Annotated in this window: 13 protein-coding genes; 1 reads left to right on the top strand and 12 read right to left on the bottom strand. The window is 64.2% G+C overall.

What is annotated here, in order from left to right; translation table 11 throughout:
* Positions 1 to 5: 5 nt before the first annotated feature.
* The 12 genes from PSH94_RS16150 to PSH94_RS16095 form a co-directional block, all read right to left on the bottom strand.
* Positions 6 to 1,424: an amidase gene (locus tag PSH94_RS16150; protein ID WP_305435264.1), complete on the bottom strand. Its 1,419-nt coding sequence runs from the start codon at positions 1,422 to 1,424 to the stop codon at positions 6 to 8.
* Positions 1,421 to 2,689 (bottom strand): Zn-dependent hydrolase, encoded by a 1,269-nt coding sequence (locus PSH94_RS16145; protein ID WP_266246050.1) that lies wholly within the window; start codon positions 2,687 to 2,689, stop codon positions 1,421 to 1,423. Before PSH94_RS16145 ends, PSH94_RS16150 begins: the two co-directional genes overlap by 4 nt.
* A 13-nt stretch (positions 2,690 to 2,702) precedes the next feature.
* Positions 2,703 to 3,398 (bottom strand): ABC transporter ATP-binding protein, encoded by a 696-nt coding sequence (locus tag PSH94_RS16140; protein ID WP_305435262.1) that lies wholly within the window; start codon positions 3,396 to 3,398, stop codon positions 2,703 to 2,705.
* Entirely contained in the window at positions 3,398 to 4,147 is a 750-nt protein-coding gene (locus tag PSH94_RS16135; RefSeq protein WP_305435260.1) for an ABC transporter ATP-binding protein, read from the bottom strand. The genes PSH94_RS16140 and PSH94_RS16135 overlap by 1 nt, the downstream gene beginning before the upstream one ends.
* Entirely contained in the window at positions 4,144 to 5,154 is a 1,011-nt protein-coding gene (locus tag PSH94_RS16130) for a branched-chain amino acid ABC transporter permease (protein WP_253508430.1), read from the bottom strand. Before PSH94_RS16130 ends, PSH94_RS16135 begins: the two co-directional genes overlap by 4 nt.
* Before the next feature lies 1 nt (position 5,155).
* Positions 5,156 to 6,016: a branched-chain amino acid ABC transporter permease gene (locus PSH94_RS16125; protein ID WP_181081805.1), complete on the bottom strand. Its 861-nt coding sequence runs from the start codon at positions 6,014 to 6,016 to the stop codon at positions 5,156 to 5,158.
* A gap of 59 nt (positions 6,017 to 6,075) precedes the next feature.
* Positions 6,076 to 7,278 (bottom strand): ABC transporter substrate-binding protein, encoded by a 1,203-nt coding sequence (locus PSH94_RS16120; protein ID WP_305435256.1) that lies wholly within the window; start codon positions 7,276 to 7,278, stop codon positions 6,076 to 6,078.
* A 148-nt stretch (positions 7,279 to 7,426) separates the two neighbouring features.
* Entirely contained in the window at positions 7,427 to 8,194 is a 768-nt protein-coding gene (locus PSH94_RS16115) for a FadR/GntR family transcriptional regulator (protein ID WP_181081803.1), read from the bottom strand.
* Positions 8,195 to 8,301: 107 nt separating this feature from the next.
* The gene (locus PSH94_RS16110) at positions 8,302 to 9,051 is read right to left on the bottom strand and encodes an alpha/beta fold hydrolase (RefSeq protein WP_305435254.1); all 750 of its coding nucleotides are present in this window, start codon (positions 9,049 to 9,051) and stop codon (positions 8,302 to 8,304) included.
* 107 nt (positions 9,052 to 9,158) lie between these two features.
* The gene (locus PSH94_RS16105; protein WP_305435252.1) at positions 9,159 to 10,571 is read right to left on the bottom strand and encodes an efflux transporter outer membrane subunit; all 1,413 of its coding nucleotides are present in this window, start codon (positions 10,569 to 10,571) and stop codon (positions 9,159 to 9,161) included.
* Positions 10,564 to 12,534: a MacB family efflux pump subunit gene (locus PSH94_RS16100; protein ID WP_305435250.1), complete on the bottom strand. Its 1,971-nt coding sequence runs from the start codon at positions 12,532 to 12,534 to the stop codon at positions 10,564 to 10,566. Before PSH94_RS16100 ends, PSH94_RS16105 begins: the two co-directional genes overlap by 8 nt.
* A 1-nt stretch (position 12,535) precedes the next feature.
* A complete protein-coding gene (locus PSH94_RS16095; RefSeq protein ID WP_305435248.1) occupies positions 12,536 to 13,705 on the bottom strand; it encodes an efflux RND transporter periplasmic adaptor subunit in 1,170 nt (389 codons plus the stop codon).
* A 263-nt stretch (positions 13,706 to 13,968) separates the two neighbouring features.
* Here PSH94_RS16095 and PSH94_RS16090 point away from each other — a divergent pair, with 263 nt between their 5' ends.
* Positions 13,969 to 14,451, top strand: coding sequence for a sigma-70 family RNA polymerase sigma factor (locus PSH94_RS16090; protein WP_181081798.1), 483 nt, complete (start codon positions 13,969 to 13,971; stop codon positions 14,449 to 14,451).
* The last annotated feature ends 3 nt before the right edge of the window (positions 14,452 to 14,454 follow it).

Raw genomic sequence — 14,454 nt, 5'->3', positions numbered from 1 at the left:
ACCTCTCACCTGTTGGCCTGGGGTGTGGCGGCTTTGGGAGCCTGCAAGTGTCGGGTTGGAAATGCGCGCGCATACACTTGGCAAACCCTTAACACCTGCTCATCGGCAAACCGCGCCGCGACCACATGCAATCCCACCGGCAGGCCATTGGCGGCCAGGCCACACGGAACTGACGCCGCCGGTTGCTGGGTGAGGTTGAAGGCGTAGGTGAACGGCGTCCACTCGGTCCATTCCTGCATGCCTGAACCGGGCGGTACGTTATGCCCGGCGGCGAACGCGGTGATCGGCAGCATCGGCGAGACCAGCACGTCGTAGTGCTGATGGAACGCCGCCATTCGCGCCACCAACGCTGCGCGGGCTTCCAGGGCGGTGTTGAAATCATCCAGGCTCAAGCGTTCGCCGCGTTGCGCGATGTGCAGCAGGCCAGGGTCCAGCAGGTGTTTTTGTGCCTCGCTCATCGAACCGGTCAAGCGCGCGGCGCCGGCGGCCCACAAGGTGCTGAACACGTCCAGCGGGTCACTGAAGCCCGGGTCGATCTGTTCGACATGGGCGCCCAACTGCACCAGGCCCTCAACCGCTCGTGCGACCACCTCGGCCACTTGCGGGTCCACGTCGATGTAACCGAAGTCGGGGCTGTAGGCGATACGCAGGCCCTTCAAATCCAAGGCGTCGGATAACCACGGCGTGCTGCGTGGCGCGCCGATCAAACCATCCCGCGCGTCCGGCCGCGCGACGGCCTGCAACATCAGCACGCTGTCTTCCACGGTGCGGGTCATCGGGCCCAGGTGCGACAGGATGGTCATGGAACTCGCCGGCCATTGCGGCACGTAGCCGAAGGTCGGCTTGATGCCGAAGGTGCCGGTAAACGCGCAGGGGATGCGAATCGAGCCGCCCGCGTCGCTGCCCTGGTGCAGCACCCCGAGGTTCAATGCCGCCGCCGCGCCGGCGCCGCCGGATGAACCGCCGGCCGTGGTGCGCGTGTCCCATGGGTTGCGGGTGATGCCATACAGCGGGTTGTCGGTGACGCCTTTCCAGCCGAATTCCGGGGTGGTGGTTTTGCCCAGCAGCACCGCCCCGGCCTTGCGCAGGAACGCCGGGAACGGCGCGTCGACATCCCAGGGGCCTTCGGCGGATGTGGTGCGCGAGCCCTTGCGCGTGGGCATGCCAACGGTCAGCGTCAGGTCTTTGATCGATGCGGGCACGCCATCCAGGGCGCCGCAGGGCTCACCCTTCAACCAGCGTTGCTCGGACGCCCGTGCGGTGCGTAGCGCGCCCTCGGGGTCGACATGGCAGTAGGCGTTGACCGTCGGGTTGTAGCGTTCGATACGCAGCAGCGCATCTTCGGTAACGTCCACCGGCGATAAGGTCTTGTTGCGGAAATGCTCCAGCAGTTGCACCGCTGTCAGTTGGCCTATCTCACTCATGCCCTGTCTCCCTGCGCCGCATTGACCATGGCGCGCAGCAACACCGCGCAACCGGCCGCCAGGTCGTTCGGGGCGGCGTTTTCGATTTCGTTGTGGCTGATGCCGCCTTCGCACGGCACGAAGATCATCCCGGCCGGGCCCAGTTCGGCGACGAAAATCGCGTCGTGCCCGGCGCCGCTGACAATATCCATATGGCTCAAACCCAACGCCTGGGCTGCCTCGCGCACGGCATTGACGCAGGCCAGGTCGAAGTCCAACGGTGGAAAATCGGCGGTGGGCGTCAGCTCAACCATCAACCCGTGCCGGGCGGCCGTGGCGTCGATTACGCGGCGCACTTCCTCGACCATGGCCTGCAATTTGTCGGCATGCAGGTGGCGCAGGTCGAGGGTCATGTGCACCTGGCCGGGAATCACATTGCGTGAACCCGGATGCAGGCTCAGGCAACCGACCGTGCCGCAGGCGTGAGGCTGGTGCTGATGGGCGATACGGTTGACCGCGCTGACCACCTCGGCGGCGCCCACCAGGGCGTCCTTGCGCAGGTGCATCGGGGTCGGCCCGGCGTGGGCCTCGACGCCGGTGAGGGTCAGGTCGAACCACTTCTGGCCCAGGCAACCCATCACCACACCAATGGTGGTGGCCTGATCTTCCAGCACCGGGCCTTGCTCGATATGCGCTTCGAAATACGCGCCGACCGGGTGGCCCGACACCGCGCGCGCGCCGGCGTAGCCGATGCGCTGCAATTCGGCGCCCACCGACAGGCCCTGGTCGTCGCGTTTGTCGAGGGTGTCCTGCAAGTCGAACTTACCGGCAAATACCCCGGAGCCCATCATGCATGGCGGGAAGCGCGAGCCTTCTTCATTGGTCCACACCACCACTTCGATCGGCGCCTGGGTTTCGATGTTCAAATCATTGAGGGTGCGGACCACTTCCAGGCCCGCCATCACTCCGTAGCAGCCATCGAACTTGCCGCCGGTGGGTTGGGTGTCGATGTGGCTGCCGGTCATCACCGGCGGCAGCTCCGGATTGCGACCGGGGCGGCGCGCGAAGATGTTGCCGATAGCGTCGACGGTCACGCTGCACCCGGCGTCTTCGCACCACTGTACAAACAGGTCGCGGGCCTGGCGGTCGAGGTCGGTCAGGGCCAGGCGACACACGCCGCCTTTGGCGGTGGCGCCGAGGCGGGCCAGGTCCATCAGCGACTGCCACAAGCGGTCGCGGTTGATCAGCGGGGCATTGCTCTGAAGCGGTTGTGCAAAGCTGTTCATGGGCACTCTCCGGTCAGGCGCTCAGGGCCAGGTAACGGTTTTTGATGCTCGGGTCGGCGCGGAAGGCTTCGGAGCTGCCCTCATAGACCACGCGGCCCTGTTCGAGCACGTAATGGCGGTCGGCGAGCTTGTCGCAGACCATCAGGTTTTGTTCCACCAGCAACACCGGCAGGCCGTCGTCCTTGACCTTGCGCAGGATCTTTACCAGTTCGTCGACGATCACCGGAGCCAGGCCTTCGGTGGGTTCGTCGAGGATCAGCAGCTTGGGGTCGTTGAGCAGAGCGCGGGCGATGGCAAGCATCTGTTGCTCGCCGCCGGACAACGCGTGGCCGGCGTTTTTGCGCCGCTCCTTGAGACGCGGGAACATGCCGTACACGTCTTCGAGCTGCCAGCGGCTGGTCTTGCGGACGGCGATGCGCAGGTTTTCCTCGACGCTGAGCAGCCGGAAAATCCCACGGTTCTCCGGCACCAGCGCCAGTCCCTGGCGCGCGATCTCGAAGATTTTCCGGCCCACCAGCGCCTGACCGTTGAAGTGGATCTGGCCCTGGCGCGGACAAATAATCCCAAGGATGCTGCGCAGCGTGGTGGTCTTGCCGGCGCCGTTGCGCCCGAGCAGCGTCACCAGTTCGCCGGGGTTGACCTTCAGCGACACGCCTTCGAGCACGTGGCTTTTGTCGTAGTAGGAATGGATATTCTCGACGATCAGCATCAGGCAGCCTCCCCAAGATAAGCACTGCGCACACGTTCATCGGCGCGCACGAACTCCGGCGTGCCTTCCACCAGAATCTGCCCGTGGCTCATCACGGTAATGCGTTGGCTGATGGACATGACAATGCTCATGTTGTGTTCGATCAACAGCACCGTATGGTCGCGGCCAAGGTCGCTGATCAATTGGGTCATGATCGGGATGTCATCGATGCCCATGCCCGAGGTGGGCTCGTCGAGCATCAACAGTTTGGGTTTGGAGCAGATCGACATGCCCACCTCCAGCACCCGCTGCTGGCCGTGGGACAACTCGCCGGCCAGGGCATCGGTGCGGGCGCTGAGTTGCAGGCGCTCCAGCACCTGGTCGGCCATCTCCAGGTGTTCGCGTTTGCTGTCTACGTGGCGCCAGAAATTCAGTGCGCGCGCACCGTCGCGGCCCTGGGCAGCGAGGCGCAGGTTTTCACGCACGCTGAGGTTCTGGAACAGGCTGGTGAGCTGGAACGAGCGCGCCATGCCCAGGCCCACCCGGGCGTGGGCCGGCTTGCGCATCAGGTTGCCGCCGTCGAAATGAATCGCCCCGGCCGTGGCCTGGCGTTCGCCTGTCAGGCAGTGGAACAGGCTGGTCTTGCCCGCGCCGTTGGGGCCGATGATGGTGTGGATGGTGCCGGCTTCGACCTTGAGGTTCACGCCGTTCACGGCACGGAATGCGCCGTAGGCCAGTTCCAGGTCTTGGGTTTCCAGCAGGATGCTCATAACACGTCCTCCTTGACCACGACACCGGCCTTGCGGCTGCCGCGTACTTTGTCGAACAGCGAGGCCAGGCCGCCCCACAAACCGCCGCGCATGAAGATCACCACCAGGATCAGGATCACCCCCAGCAGCATCAGCCAGCGTGGCCACAGGTCGGACAGGAAGTCCCCCAGCAGCACGATGGAACCGGCACCCAGCAGCGAGCCGAATAACGAGCCGGTGCCGCCGACGATGGTCATGATCAGGATGTTTTCGGACATCGCCAGGTCGATATTCGACAACGGCACAAAGTGCAGCAGCATGGCGTACAACGCGCCGGCAATCCCGGTGACCGCGCCGGACAGCACGAACACCAGAATTTTGAAGTGCCGCGTGTCGTAGCCGATGGCCGAGGCGCGGGTTTCGTTTTCACGGATCGCCATCAGCGTGCTGCCGAACGGCGAAGCGATGACCCGACGGGCGCCGATGAAAATCAGCAGGAACAGCACCGCCACAAAAGCATAGAACGCACGGGCGTCGGCCAGCGACAGCAGCACAGTGTCACCCAGGCGAATCTCCGGGCGCGGCACGCTGAGCAGGCCGTTGTCGCCACCGGTCCAGTCGCTCAAGGTGTAGGCCACAAAGTAGGCCATCTGACTGAATGCCAACGTGAGCATTACGAAGTAAATGCCGGTACGCCGAATCGCCAGGGCACCGACCAGCAACGCCAGGAAACCACCGACGACGGCGGCACCGAGCAGCGCGCTGAACAGGCCCAGGTGCAGGTGGATCATCAGCAATGCCGCGCAATACGCGCCAGCACCGAAGAAGATGCCTTGGCCGAATGACAACAGCCCGGTGTAGCCCAGCAGCAGGTTGCAGGCCAGGGCGGCCATGGCAAAGATCAGGATCTCGGTGGCCAGGGTCGCCGAGGGCAATATCAACGGCAGGCCGATCAGCACCGCCAGCACCCACAGCAGCATGGCCCGCGACTGGGTCCTGGCAAACGGCAGGGGGTTTTTCTCGCTCATGTCAGGCTCTCCCGAACAGGCCGTAAGGACGTACCAGAATCACCGCGGCCATGGCGCCGTAGATCATCAGACTCGCGCCCTGGGGCCAGAGTGTGGTCATCAGGCTTTGCACCACGCCCACCAGCAAACCGCCGACCAGCGCGCCGCTGAATGAGCCCATGCCGCCGATCACCACCACCACGAAGGCGATGCCCAGAATCTCCGGGCCCACGAACGGCTGCGCGCCGCGCAATGGCGCGAACAGCACACCGGCCATACCGGCCAGGCCCACGCCGAGGGCGAAGGTCATGGAGAACAAACGGAAAATATTGGTGCCGAGCAGCGACACGGTCTCGGTGCTTTCACTGCCGGCGCGCACCAGGGCGCCGAAGCGCGTGCGCTCCAGCAGCAGCCACAGGCCCAGGCCCACCAACGCGGAAAACACGATGAGAAACAGGCGGTAGTAGGGGTAGACAAAATCACCCACCACCAGCACCCCGCGCAACAGCTCCGGCACGGCGACGCTTTTGCCCACCGGGCCCCAGATCATCACGCTCGCCTCCTGGATGATCAGCGCAATACCCAGGGTCACCAGGATCTGGAACATGTGGGGCAGGTGATAAATGCGCTGGATCAACACCCGCTCGATGACCCAGGCCAGTGCGGCCACCACCAGCGGTGCGATCAGTAATGCCAGCCAGAAATTGCCGGTCAGGCTCACGGCGGTGTAGCAGATGTAGGCGCCCAGCAGAAAAAACGCACCGTGGGCGAAGTTGACGAAGTTGAGCAGGCCGAAAATGATCGTCAGCCCCACCGCGATCAGGAAGTAGATCATCCCCAACCCCAGGCCGTTGAGTATCTGGAACAGGTAAAGATTAAGCATGCAGAAACCCTCGGACAGCTGGCCGCGGGGGCGGCCCTGTCGCGTTTGACTGGTCAGGATCAGGCGAGCGCGCAGCCTGTGGCGTCGACCGGCGGGAACGATTGGCCGGCACTGAGTACGTTGGCCAGGTCGTCCTTGTCGGCCATCTCGCTGGCGGGCTTGCCGATCAACAGGTAGTAGTCCTTGATCACCTGGTGGTCGCCGGCGCGGATCGACTCCTTGCCGGTCGGGCCATCGAAACTCAGGCCCTGCATGGCCTTGGCCACGGTCGGCCCATCGAAGCTGCCGGTGGCGATGATGGTGTCGAGCATGACCTTGGTGCTGATGTAGTCGGCGGCCAGCGGGTAGGTGGGGTTGATGCCGTATTTGGCTTTCGTCAGTTTGACCAGCTCGCGGTTGAGCGGGGTGTCGACCTGATGCCAGTACTGGGCGCCGAGGTACACGCCTTCGAGCACATCGCTGCCCAATTCCTGGAATTGGTCGAGGCCGGCGGACCACACCAGCAGCACTTTCATACGCTCCTTGATGCCGAAGTTCACCGCCTGGCGCAGGGTGTTGGACGACTGGCTGCCGAAGTTGAGCAGCACCAGTACGTCGGGTTTGGTCGAGATGGCGTTGGTCAGGTAGCCGGAGAACTCCTGTTCCTGCAGCGAGTGGTAGCTGTTGCCCACATGCTCCAGGCCATTCTCTTTGAGCACGGTCCTGGCGCCTTCAAGCAACGCTTCGCCAAACACGTACTGCGGGGTGATGGTGTACCAGCGCTTGGCCTCGGGCAGCAGCTTGATCAGCGGCAGCAGGGTTTCGCGGATCGCGCCGTAGGTGGGCACCGACCAGCGGAACGTCGCTTTGTTGCAGTCCTTGCCGGTGACTTCATCGGCGCCCACCGGAGTCATGAACACGCCGCCAACCTTGTCGACTTCCTTGGCCACCGCAAGGGCCGAGGATGACAAGGTGCAGCCCTGGAAGAATCGCGCGCCGTCCTGCTGGATGGCCTCCTGCACCTTGCGTACCGCTTTGCCGGCATTGCCTTCGGTGTCGATGACCTTGTAGTTCAACGGCCGACCGAGCAGTTCGGGATACTGCTCCACCGCCAGGCGCGAACCCATGTCGGCAAACTTGCCATAGCTGGCGAAGGCGCCGGACATGGACTTGAGGCCGTAAAAGGTAAAGGGCTCGGCGGCAAATGCCGACCGCACGCTCAGCGGGAGGCTGAGGGCGGCGGCGGCGGTGAGGCTGGCTTTCAATAACGTACGACGCTGCATGGGGTGACTCCCTGGTTTAGTTATTGGCAGGAGCGGCAAGGGCGATACGGTGAAGCTGGGGCCTGTGGGCAGGCCTGTTATTGGGGCGAGCATGGACCGTGGTCACAGTGTGCGAGGGCAAACCCAGCGCACCTTGATCGAAGTTTTTTTAGGAGTGATCGAACTCCAAAAGAAAGTGCGGGCTGACCTGGCCTTCCAGCGCGGTCATATGGTGTTCGGCGTCGCACATGTGTTCGTGCATCAAGCTGCGCACCGCGCGCTCATCCCCGGCGCGAAAGGCGATCAACAGCTGTTTGTGATAATCGAGGTTGGCCGCATCGAACTGCTTGCGCTTGGGCTTGTAGGCTTTTTTCAGCACCACCAGGTCACGTAGCAGGTCATTGAGAAACTGCGCCATAAAACTCAGCAACGGGTTGGGGCAAGCCTTGGCCAGCAGGGTGTGGAACTCCAATTCCGCCAGGCGCTGTTCGCGCTGGCCGGCTTCGCTGTCTTCCGGCGCACTGCAAAAATCCACGTTGTCCTGCAGGGCCTGGAAGTCGTCTTCACTCAGGCGGCCCAACACCGACACCGCCAGTTCCACCTCGATGACCTTGCGTAACTGGTACACCTGCTCGCCGTCCAAATGTTGAAAATGCAGGTAGTTACGCAATGCGCGGCTGGCAGGTTCCGTGCCCGCCTGGTTCAGGTACGCACCGCCGCTGGGGCCGGTGCGGGTGCTGACCAGACCTTCGACCTCCAGAGCCTTGAGCGCTTCGCGGGCCGAGCCCTTCGAGCATTGGAAGCTCTCCATCAGCTCACGCTCGGTGGGCAGGCGATCGCCCGGCTTCAAAGCGTCGGTGACGATGGAGCGCTTGACCGATTCGACAATCACATCGGACAGCTTCTGGCGTTTGCGGCGTAGCGGACGGCTGAGCATGTGGGCGATTTATCGTATTAATGCGGATAAATAGCACTTAATAACGATCCGGCCGGAGCGTCAATGCGCGAGGTCGTTTTCGGTCGCAGCAGGTCGCAAACGGTTATCTAAGGCCAGTCACTCATTGGCAGGCATCGCGTGAACGATGGGGGTTGTTTGCCGTAGGCCAGGAATTCACCGACCCATCGGTAAACGCAACTGCCAGCATCGGCTTTTGCAGGGTCCTTTAGACGCAGGAGGTCCACCAGCGGCGTGCCGATGTCGTCGGCGTCGGCGTTGACCAAGACCATGCGCGCTACGCGTTCGGGGAACAGCACGGCATAGCGGTTGCCCAGCCGAGTGGCGTCGGCGTTGCCCAGGTAATACAGCTGAGCATCGCCGAGTTCGTCGCGTACATACTCCATGTCGCGCGCGGCGTATTCCACCTGGGTGGTCTGGTCCAGGGCGCGCGCGCTGAGTTCGACGACGTCGTAGCGCTCAAGCAGGCTGCGATAGGCCTGTGTGGCGTTGGCGCTCCAGCGACTGGCCAGTTGGAGAGCAAAAGTGCCGACGCCGTTCTTTGGCGGTGGCAGGCCCGCGTGCACGAAGATTACGCCCTGGCGACTCAGCGGTTGGCGCGCGCCGACACGGGTCACGTACAGGCGCAGAGTGCCTTGTCGAGGCGCCGCGTAGTCGCGGGGGACCGATACGCTGCCGCACTGAGTGCGTTCCACCACGTCGGCGGCCAGGCGGTCAGCCGAAGGCAGCGGGCAGTCCAGCAACCAATCGATGGCGGTGGGTTTGATCAGCGGCTCGGCGGCGGCCAGGCTCGCCAGCAGCCAGAGGCCGCCGCACGCCAAGTGTTTTACGACAGTCATCAGGAGGTCCGGGGCAGCCGTGTGATAACGGCTTTTTTACCAAGGACCTCAAGGCCAGGAATGTAGGGCTAACAGACGCCTCGCGTACGAAAGTGGAGTTTTGTTTATCAGATGTCGGTTTTCCAGCCGCCACCCAATGCCTTGTACAACGCGATGCTGGCCTGCAGGCGTGACAGCCGCAGTTGCACGTTCAGGTCCTGGGCCGCGTACAGGGTGCGCTGGGTTTCGAGTACGGTCAGCCAGTCGGCGGCCCCGGCCTGGTAGCGTTGCTGGGCGATCTGGAACGCGGTCTGCGCCTGTTGCAATTCTTCCTCCTGCCATTGGCGCTGCTGGTCGAGGCGGGTGATGCCGCTGAGGGCTTTTTCCACGTCGGCAAAACCGTTGATGAGCGTGCCGCGATAGGTCTGCAGCAGTTCATCCTGGCGCGCGCGGGCCTTATCGCGTTCAGCGCTTAAACGGCCGTTGTTGAAGATCGGCGCCACCAGCCCGGCGGTCAGTGTGTAGTAGGGGCTGCGCAGCACGTCGATGGCCTTGTAGGCGTCGGAACCCAAGGTGGCGCCAAGGGTGATGGCGGGCAGCAGGGCGGCGCGGGCCACGGTCACGTCCGCCTGCGCCGCCGCCAGTTGCGCTTCGGCCTTGGCGATGTCCGGGCGGCGACTGAGCAATTGGCTGGGCAGGCCGGCGCCGATGCTCGGCCACGTCAGCGCCTGGAAGGGCTCGGTGCCCAGGTCCAGGGCCTGCACGGGTTGGCCCAGTAGGGCGGCGAGGGTGATGCGCGACTCTTCGGCCTGTTGCGCAATCAGCGGCAGTTGGCGTTGCTGGCCGGCCACCAGGCTTTTTTGCTGGGCCAATTCCAGAGCCGTGGCGGAGCCCGCGTCATAGCGGGTTTGCACCAGCGCAAGCACATTGCGCGCATTGGCCAGGTTCAACTCGGCGATGTGTCGGCGCTGGTCGCCGGCAAGGGTTTGCGCGTAGCGGTCGGCGACGTTGCCGAGCAGGGTCAGCTCCACGGTGGCCTGGTCGAATTCGCTGGCCCGCAGGCTGTGCAGAGCGCTGTCGCGGGCGGCGGCGCGACCGCCCCAGAAGTCTACCTCGTAGCTGGCGGTCAGGTTGGCGCCGAAGTTGTTCACCGCATCGTCGCTCTCGCTGGCGTCGAGGTCCGGGCCGCCTGCGCCACGCAGTAACTTCTGATGGCTGGTGGTGAGGTTGGCCTTCACCTCCGGCAGCAACGGCGCGCCGGCGATCACCGCGCTGGCCTGGGCCTGACGCACCCGTGCCATGGCGGCGGCCACGTCGAAACTGTCGCGGCGCGCCTGTTCGATCAGGCGATTGAGCGGCGCACTGCCGAACCGTGTCCACCACTGGGCGTTCACGCTTTGGGCGGCATCGCGTTCGGCGTATTGCCAGGCGGCGGGCGGCACGATACCGCGGTCGATGCTGGGCGGCCGGCCTGCGCAGGCGCTGATCAGCAGGCACAGGCTGAGTACGCACAGGTGTGAGGGGACATAGGGTTTATTCACTGGTCAATGCCTTAACCGGATCGAGCCGGGCAGCTTTACGGGCCGGCATAAAGCCGAATACGACGCCGGTGACCAATGCGCAGCCGAATGCGCCGAGCACCGCCACCAGGGAAAACTGCACTGCCACCTTGGCCAGCACCAGCACGCCGCCCACCAGCAGGGCCAGGGCGATACCACACAGGCCGCCGACCACCGAGAGCATCACCGCCTCGGTAAGGAACTGGCGCAGGATGTCGCGCTGACGCGCGCCGGTGGCCATGCGGATACCGATCTCGCGGGTGCGTTCGCGTACCGTCATGAGCATGATGTTCATCACGCCGATGCCGCCCACCAGCAGGGAAATCGCCGCAATCGAGCCGAGCATCAGCGACAGGGTGTTCTGAGTGCGTGCCTCGGCCTGGATCATTGCGGCGTTGTTGGTCAGTTCGTAGTCGCGCTTGCCGTGGTGCAGACGCTGCATCAACTGGTCGATGGCCTGTTCGGCTTCGCGCACTTTGCGCGCGTCGGCGGCGGCGATCACCACGTACTCCGGGTTGTAACTGCCGAACAGGCGCACGCTGGCGGCGGTGTAGGGAATGGCGATGCGGTCGTCGCTGTCTTTGTTGCCGGAGCTGGCGCCTTTTTCCGCGAGCACGCCGATGACTTGGAAAGGCACGTTTTCGATCAGGATGTATTGGCCGATCGGGTCGACCAGGCCCTTGAACAGTTTTTCACGCACCCGATGGCCGATCACCGCCACCGTGGCGCCGGCGCGCTCGTCGGCCGCCGTGAAGTAACTGCCCTCGACTACCGGCCAGTTGAAAATCTCGGGAAAGTTGGTGTCGTTGCCGCCAACATAGGCCATGTAGTCGACGTTGCCATAACGCACCCCGGCCTCGCTGCCGTTGACCGGCATGATGCGCTGCACCTGAGGCAGCGCCGCCAGCGCGGCCACGTCATCCAGGCTGACGATGCCCAGCGGCGTGCGCGGGTTGGGCGAGGAGCCGCTCAGGTAAAGAATGTTGGAGCCGAACGCGCCCATCTGCGCCATGACCTGGCGCTTGCTGCCTTCGCCCACGGCCAGCATTACCACCACCGAGGCCACGCCGATGATGATCCCGAGCAAGGTCAGCGCGGTGCGGAAGCGGTTGATCCACATCACGCGCCAGGCTGCCTGCACCGCGTCCACCAGCTCGGCTTTCCAGGCACCGTTATGTTCGGCGCCGTCGGCCAGGCGCTGGCGCAGGTCCACCGCTTGCAGAGCGCCAGGGGTAGCGGCGGGCGCGGTGTCGTGGGCGGATGCCGAATCGCTGATGATCAGGCCATCGCGAATCTCGATGATGCGGTTGGCGCGCGCCGCGACTTCGCGGTCGTGAGTGATCAGGATCACCACGTGGCCCTGGCCCGCCAATTCATCCAGCAGGCTCATCACTTCGGCGCCGCTGTGGCTGTCAAGGGCGCCGGTGGGTTCGTCGGCAAGGATGATATGCCCACCGTTCATCAATGCGCGGGCGATCGACACCCGTTGCTGCTGGCCGCCGGAGAGCTGGTGCGGGCGGTTGCCGGTACGCTCGGCCAGCCCCAGGCGCGTGAGCAGAGCATTGGCCCTGGCATGTCGCTCGGCGGCGCTGATACCGGCGTAGATCGCCGGCATTTCCACATTTTCCTGGGCCGAGCCGGACGGGATCAGGTGATAGCCCTGGAACACGAAACCGAACGCTTCGCGGCGCAGCCAGGCCAGGGCGTCGCTGTCCAGGTGTGCGACGTTTTCCCCGGCGAACAGGTACTCGCCCGAGGTGGGACGGTCGAGGCAGCCGAGGATATTCATCAAGGTGGATTTGCCGGAGCCGGACGCGCCGACAATCGCCACGAATTCGCCGGCGTGAATCGCCAGGTCGATACCGCGTAATACGTCGACCTGAGGGCTGTCGCCGCCACCGTAGGATTTGCGGATGTGCCTGAGTTCGATCAGCGGCGTGACCATCTCAACCTCCACTGCCGTCGACCGGGCCGATCAACAGGTGGTCGCCTTCGTTCAGGCCCTCGAGCACCTGCACGCGCAGGCGGTCGCTAAGGCCCAGGCGCACCTCCCGTTGTTCGATGCTGCCGTTGGGCATCACCACGCGGGCGATCTGTGTGTCAGTGGTGCCGTTGCCGAGCAGTGCCGAGACCGGTGCGGTCAGGGTGTCCTTGGCCTGGCCGGCGACGAAGAACACCTGGGTGGTCATCTCGGCCATCAGCGCATTGTCGGTGTTGTCCACATCCAGCAGCACGGTGTACAGCACCACGCGGCCGGCGCCGCTTTTGTTGGAACTGGTGGGGCTGCCGCTGCCCTGGGTTTCATTCAGGGGCTTGGGCGGTATCGGCAGGATCTGTCGCACGGTGCTGGTCCAGCGCCGGGTGCCGCCGCTCAGGGTGGTGAAGTAGGCGGTCATGCCGGGTTTGACGTGGCCGATATCGGCCTCCGACACCTCGGCCCATACGGTCATCGGCGACAACTTGGCGATACGCAGGATCAGCGGCGTCTGCTGCTGGGCGTTGAGGGTCTGGCCGACGCGCGCATCCACCGCCACCACGGTGCCGCTCATGGGCGCATAGATGCGTGTGTAGCCCAGCTCCGCCTCATCGCTGCGCAGGCTGGCCTGGGCCTGCCGGATCTGCGCCTGGAACATATCGACCCTGGCCTGGGCCGCGCTCAGCTCGGCCTTGGCGGTTTGCACGTCCTCTTCACGGGTGGCATTGCCGGTGGCCAGGCGTTGCTGGCGCTGATACTTCTGGCGCGCCAGCTCATGCTGGGCCTGCTGCTCCTGCAATTGCGCCTTGAGGTTTTCGATGGCGTAGCGGCTGGCGTCGAGCTTGGCCTGCTGGGTGGACGGGTCGATTTCCACCAGCAATTGGCCTTCCTTGACCTGATCGCCTGCTTCGACGTGGATCCTGCGGATCTGCCCGGACGCCTGGGCGCCCACGTCCACATAGCGACGCGGTTGCAGGGTGCCGAGGGCGGTCACGCTGTTTTCGATAGTGCCGCGGGTTACGGTGACGGTGGTCAGGTCGTCGCGGCCCGACGGCAACACCTGCCACGCGGCGACGGCGATCAGAGGCATCAGGCACGCCGCAACAAGCAGGGCGCGTCGGGCGGGGCGGGGGCGTTTCATGGATGGATTCCAGCCAGGGAAAGTCGAGGCGCGGTTGCGCAGAGCTGACAGTTAAACGAGATAAACGCGCGAGGATTTAAGCGGTTACACACGCTGTTACAGGGCTTGCGGCTAAAAAAAACCGCTGTCGAGGCAAGACTGCTTTAAAAGTAGATGAGAATTACTATAAATTGCACCTACCCAAACTGCCATTATCCAATGGCATCCTTCTGCGGGCCCGAGCACGCTCGTGTCCGCAATGCGCTTTCAAGATGTCGGGAGTCATGTTGGAAAACTACTATCGCGAGCTGGTGTGTTTCCTCAACGCCAAGCTGGGCAACCGTCAGGTGGCCGAAGATGTGGTGCATGACGCTTATGTGCGGGTACTGGAACGCTCCAGCGACACCCCCATCGAACAACCGCGTGCCTTTTTGTACCGCACGGCGCTGAACCTGGTGATCGACGGCCATCGGCGCAACGCCCTGCGCCAGGTCGAGCCGCTGGACGTGCTGGACAGCGAAGAACGTTTCGCCCCCGGCACCCCGCACGCCTGCCACGATCAGGGCCAGCGCCTGGCGCTGCTCGAACGTGCCCTGGCCGAACTGCCGGCGGCCTGTCGCGAGAGTTTCATGTTGCGCAAGCTCGATGGCCTGAGCCACCTGCAAATCGCCGAACGCTTGTGTATTTCCCGCGCCCTGGTGGAAAAACACATCGTCAATGCCATGAAGCACTGCCGCGTGCGGATGCGCGAGTGGGACGCGCACTGATCC

It is taken from the genome of Pseudomonas sp. FP2254, from assembly GCF_030687695.1.
GTDB lineage: Bacteria > Pseudomonadota > Gammaproteobacteria > Pseudomonadales > Pseudomonadaceae > Aquipseudomonas > Aquipseudomonas quebecensis.
This window is presented reverse-complemented; position numbering and strand designations above follow the sequence as displayed.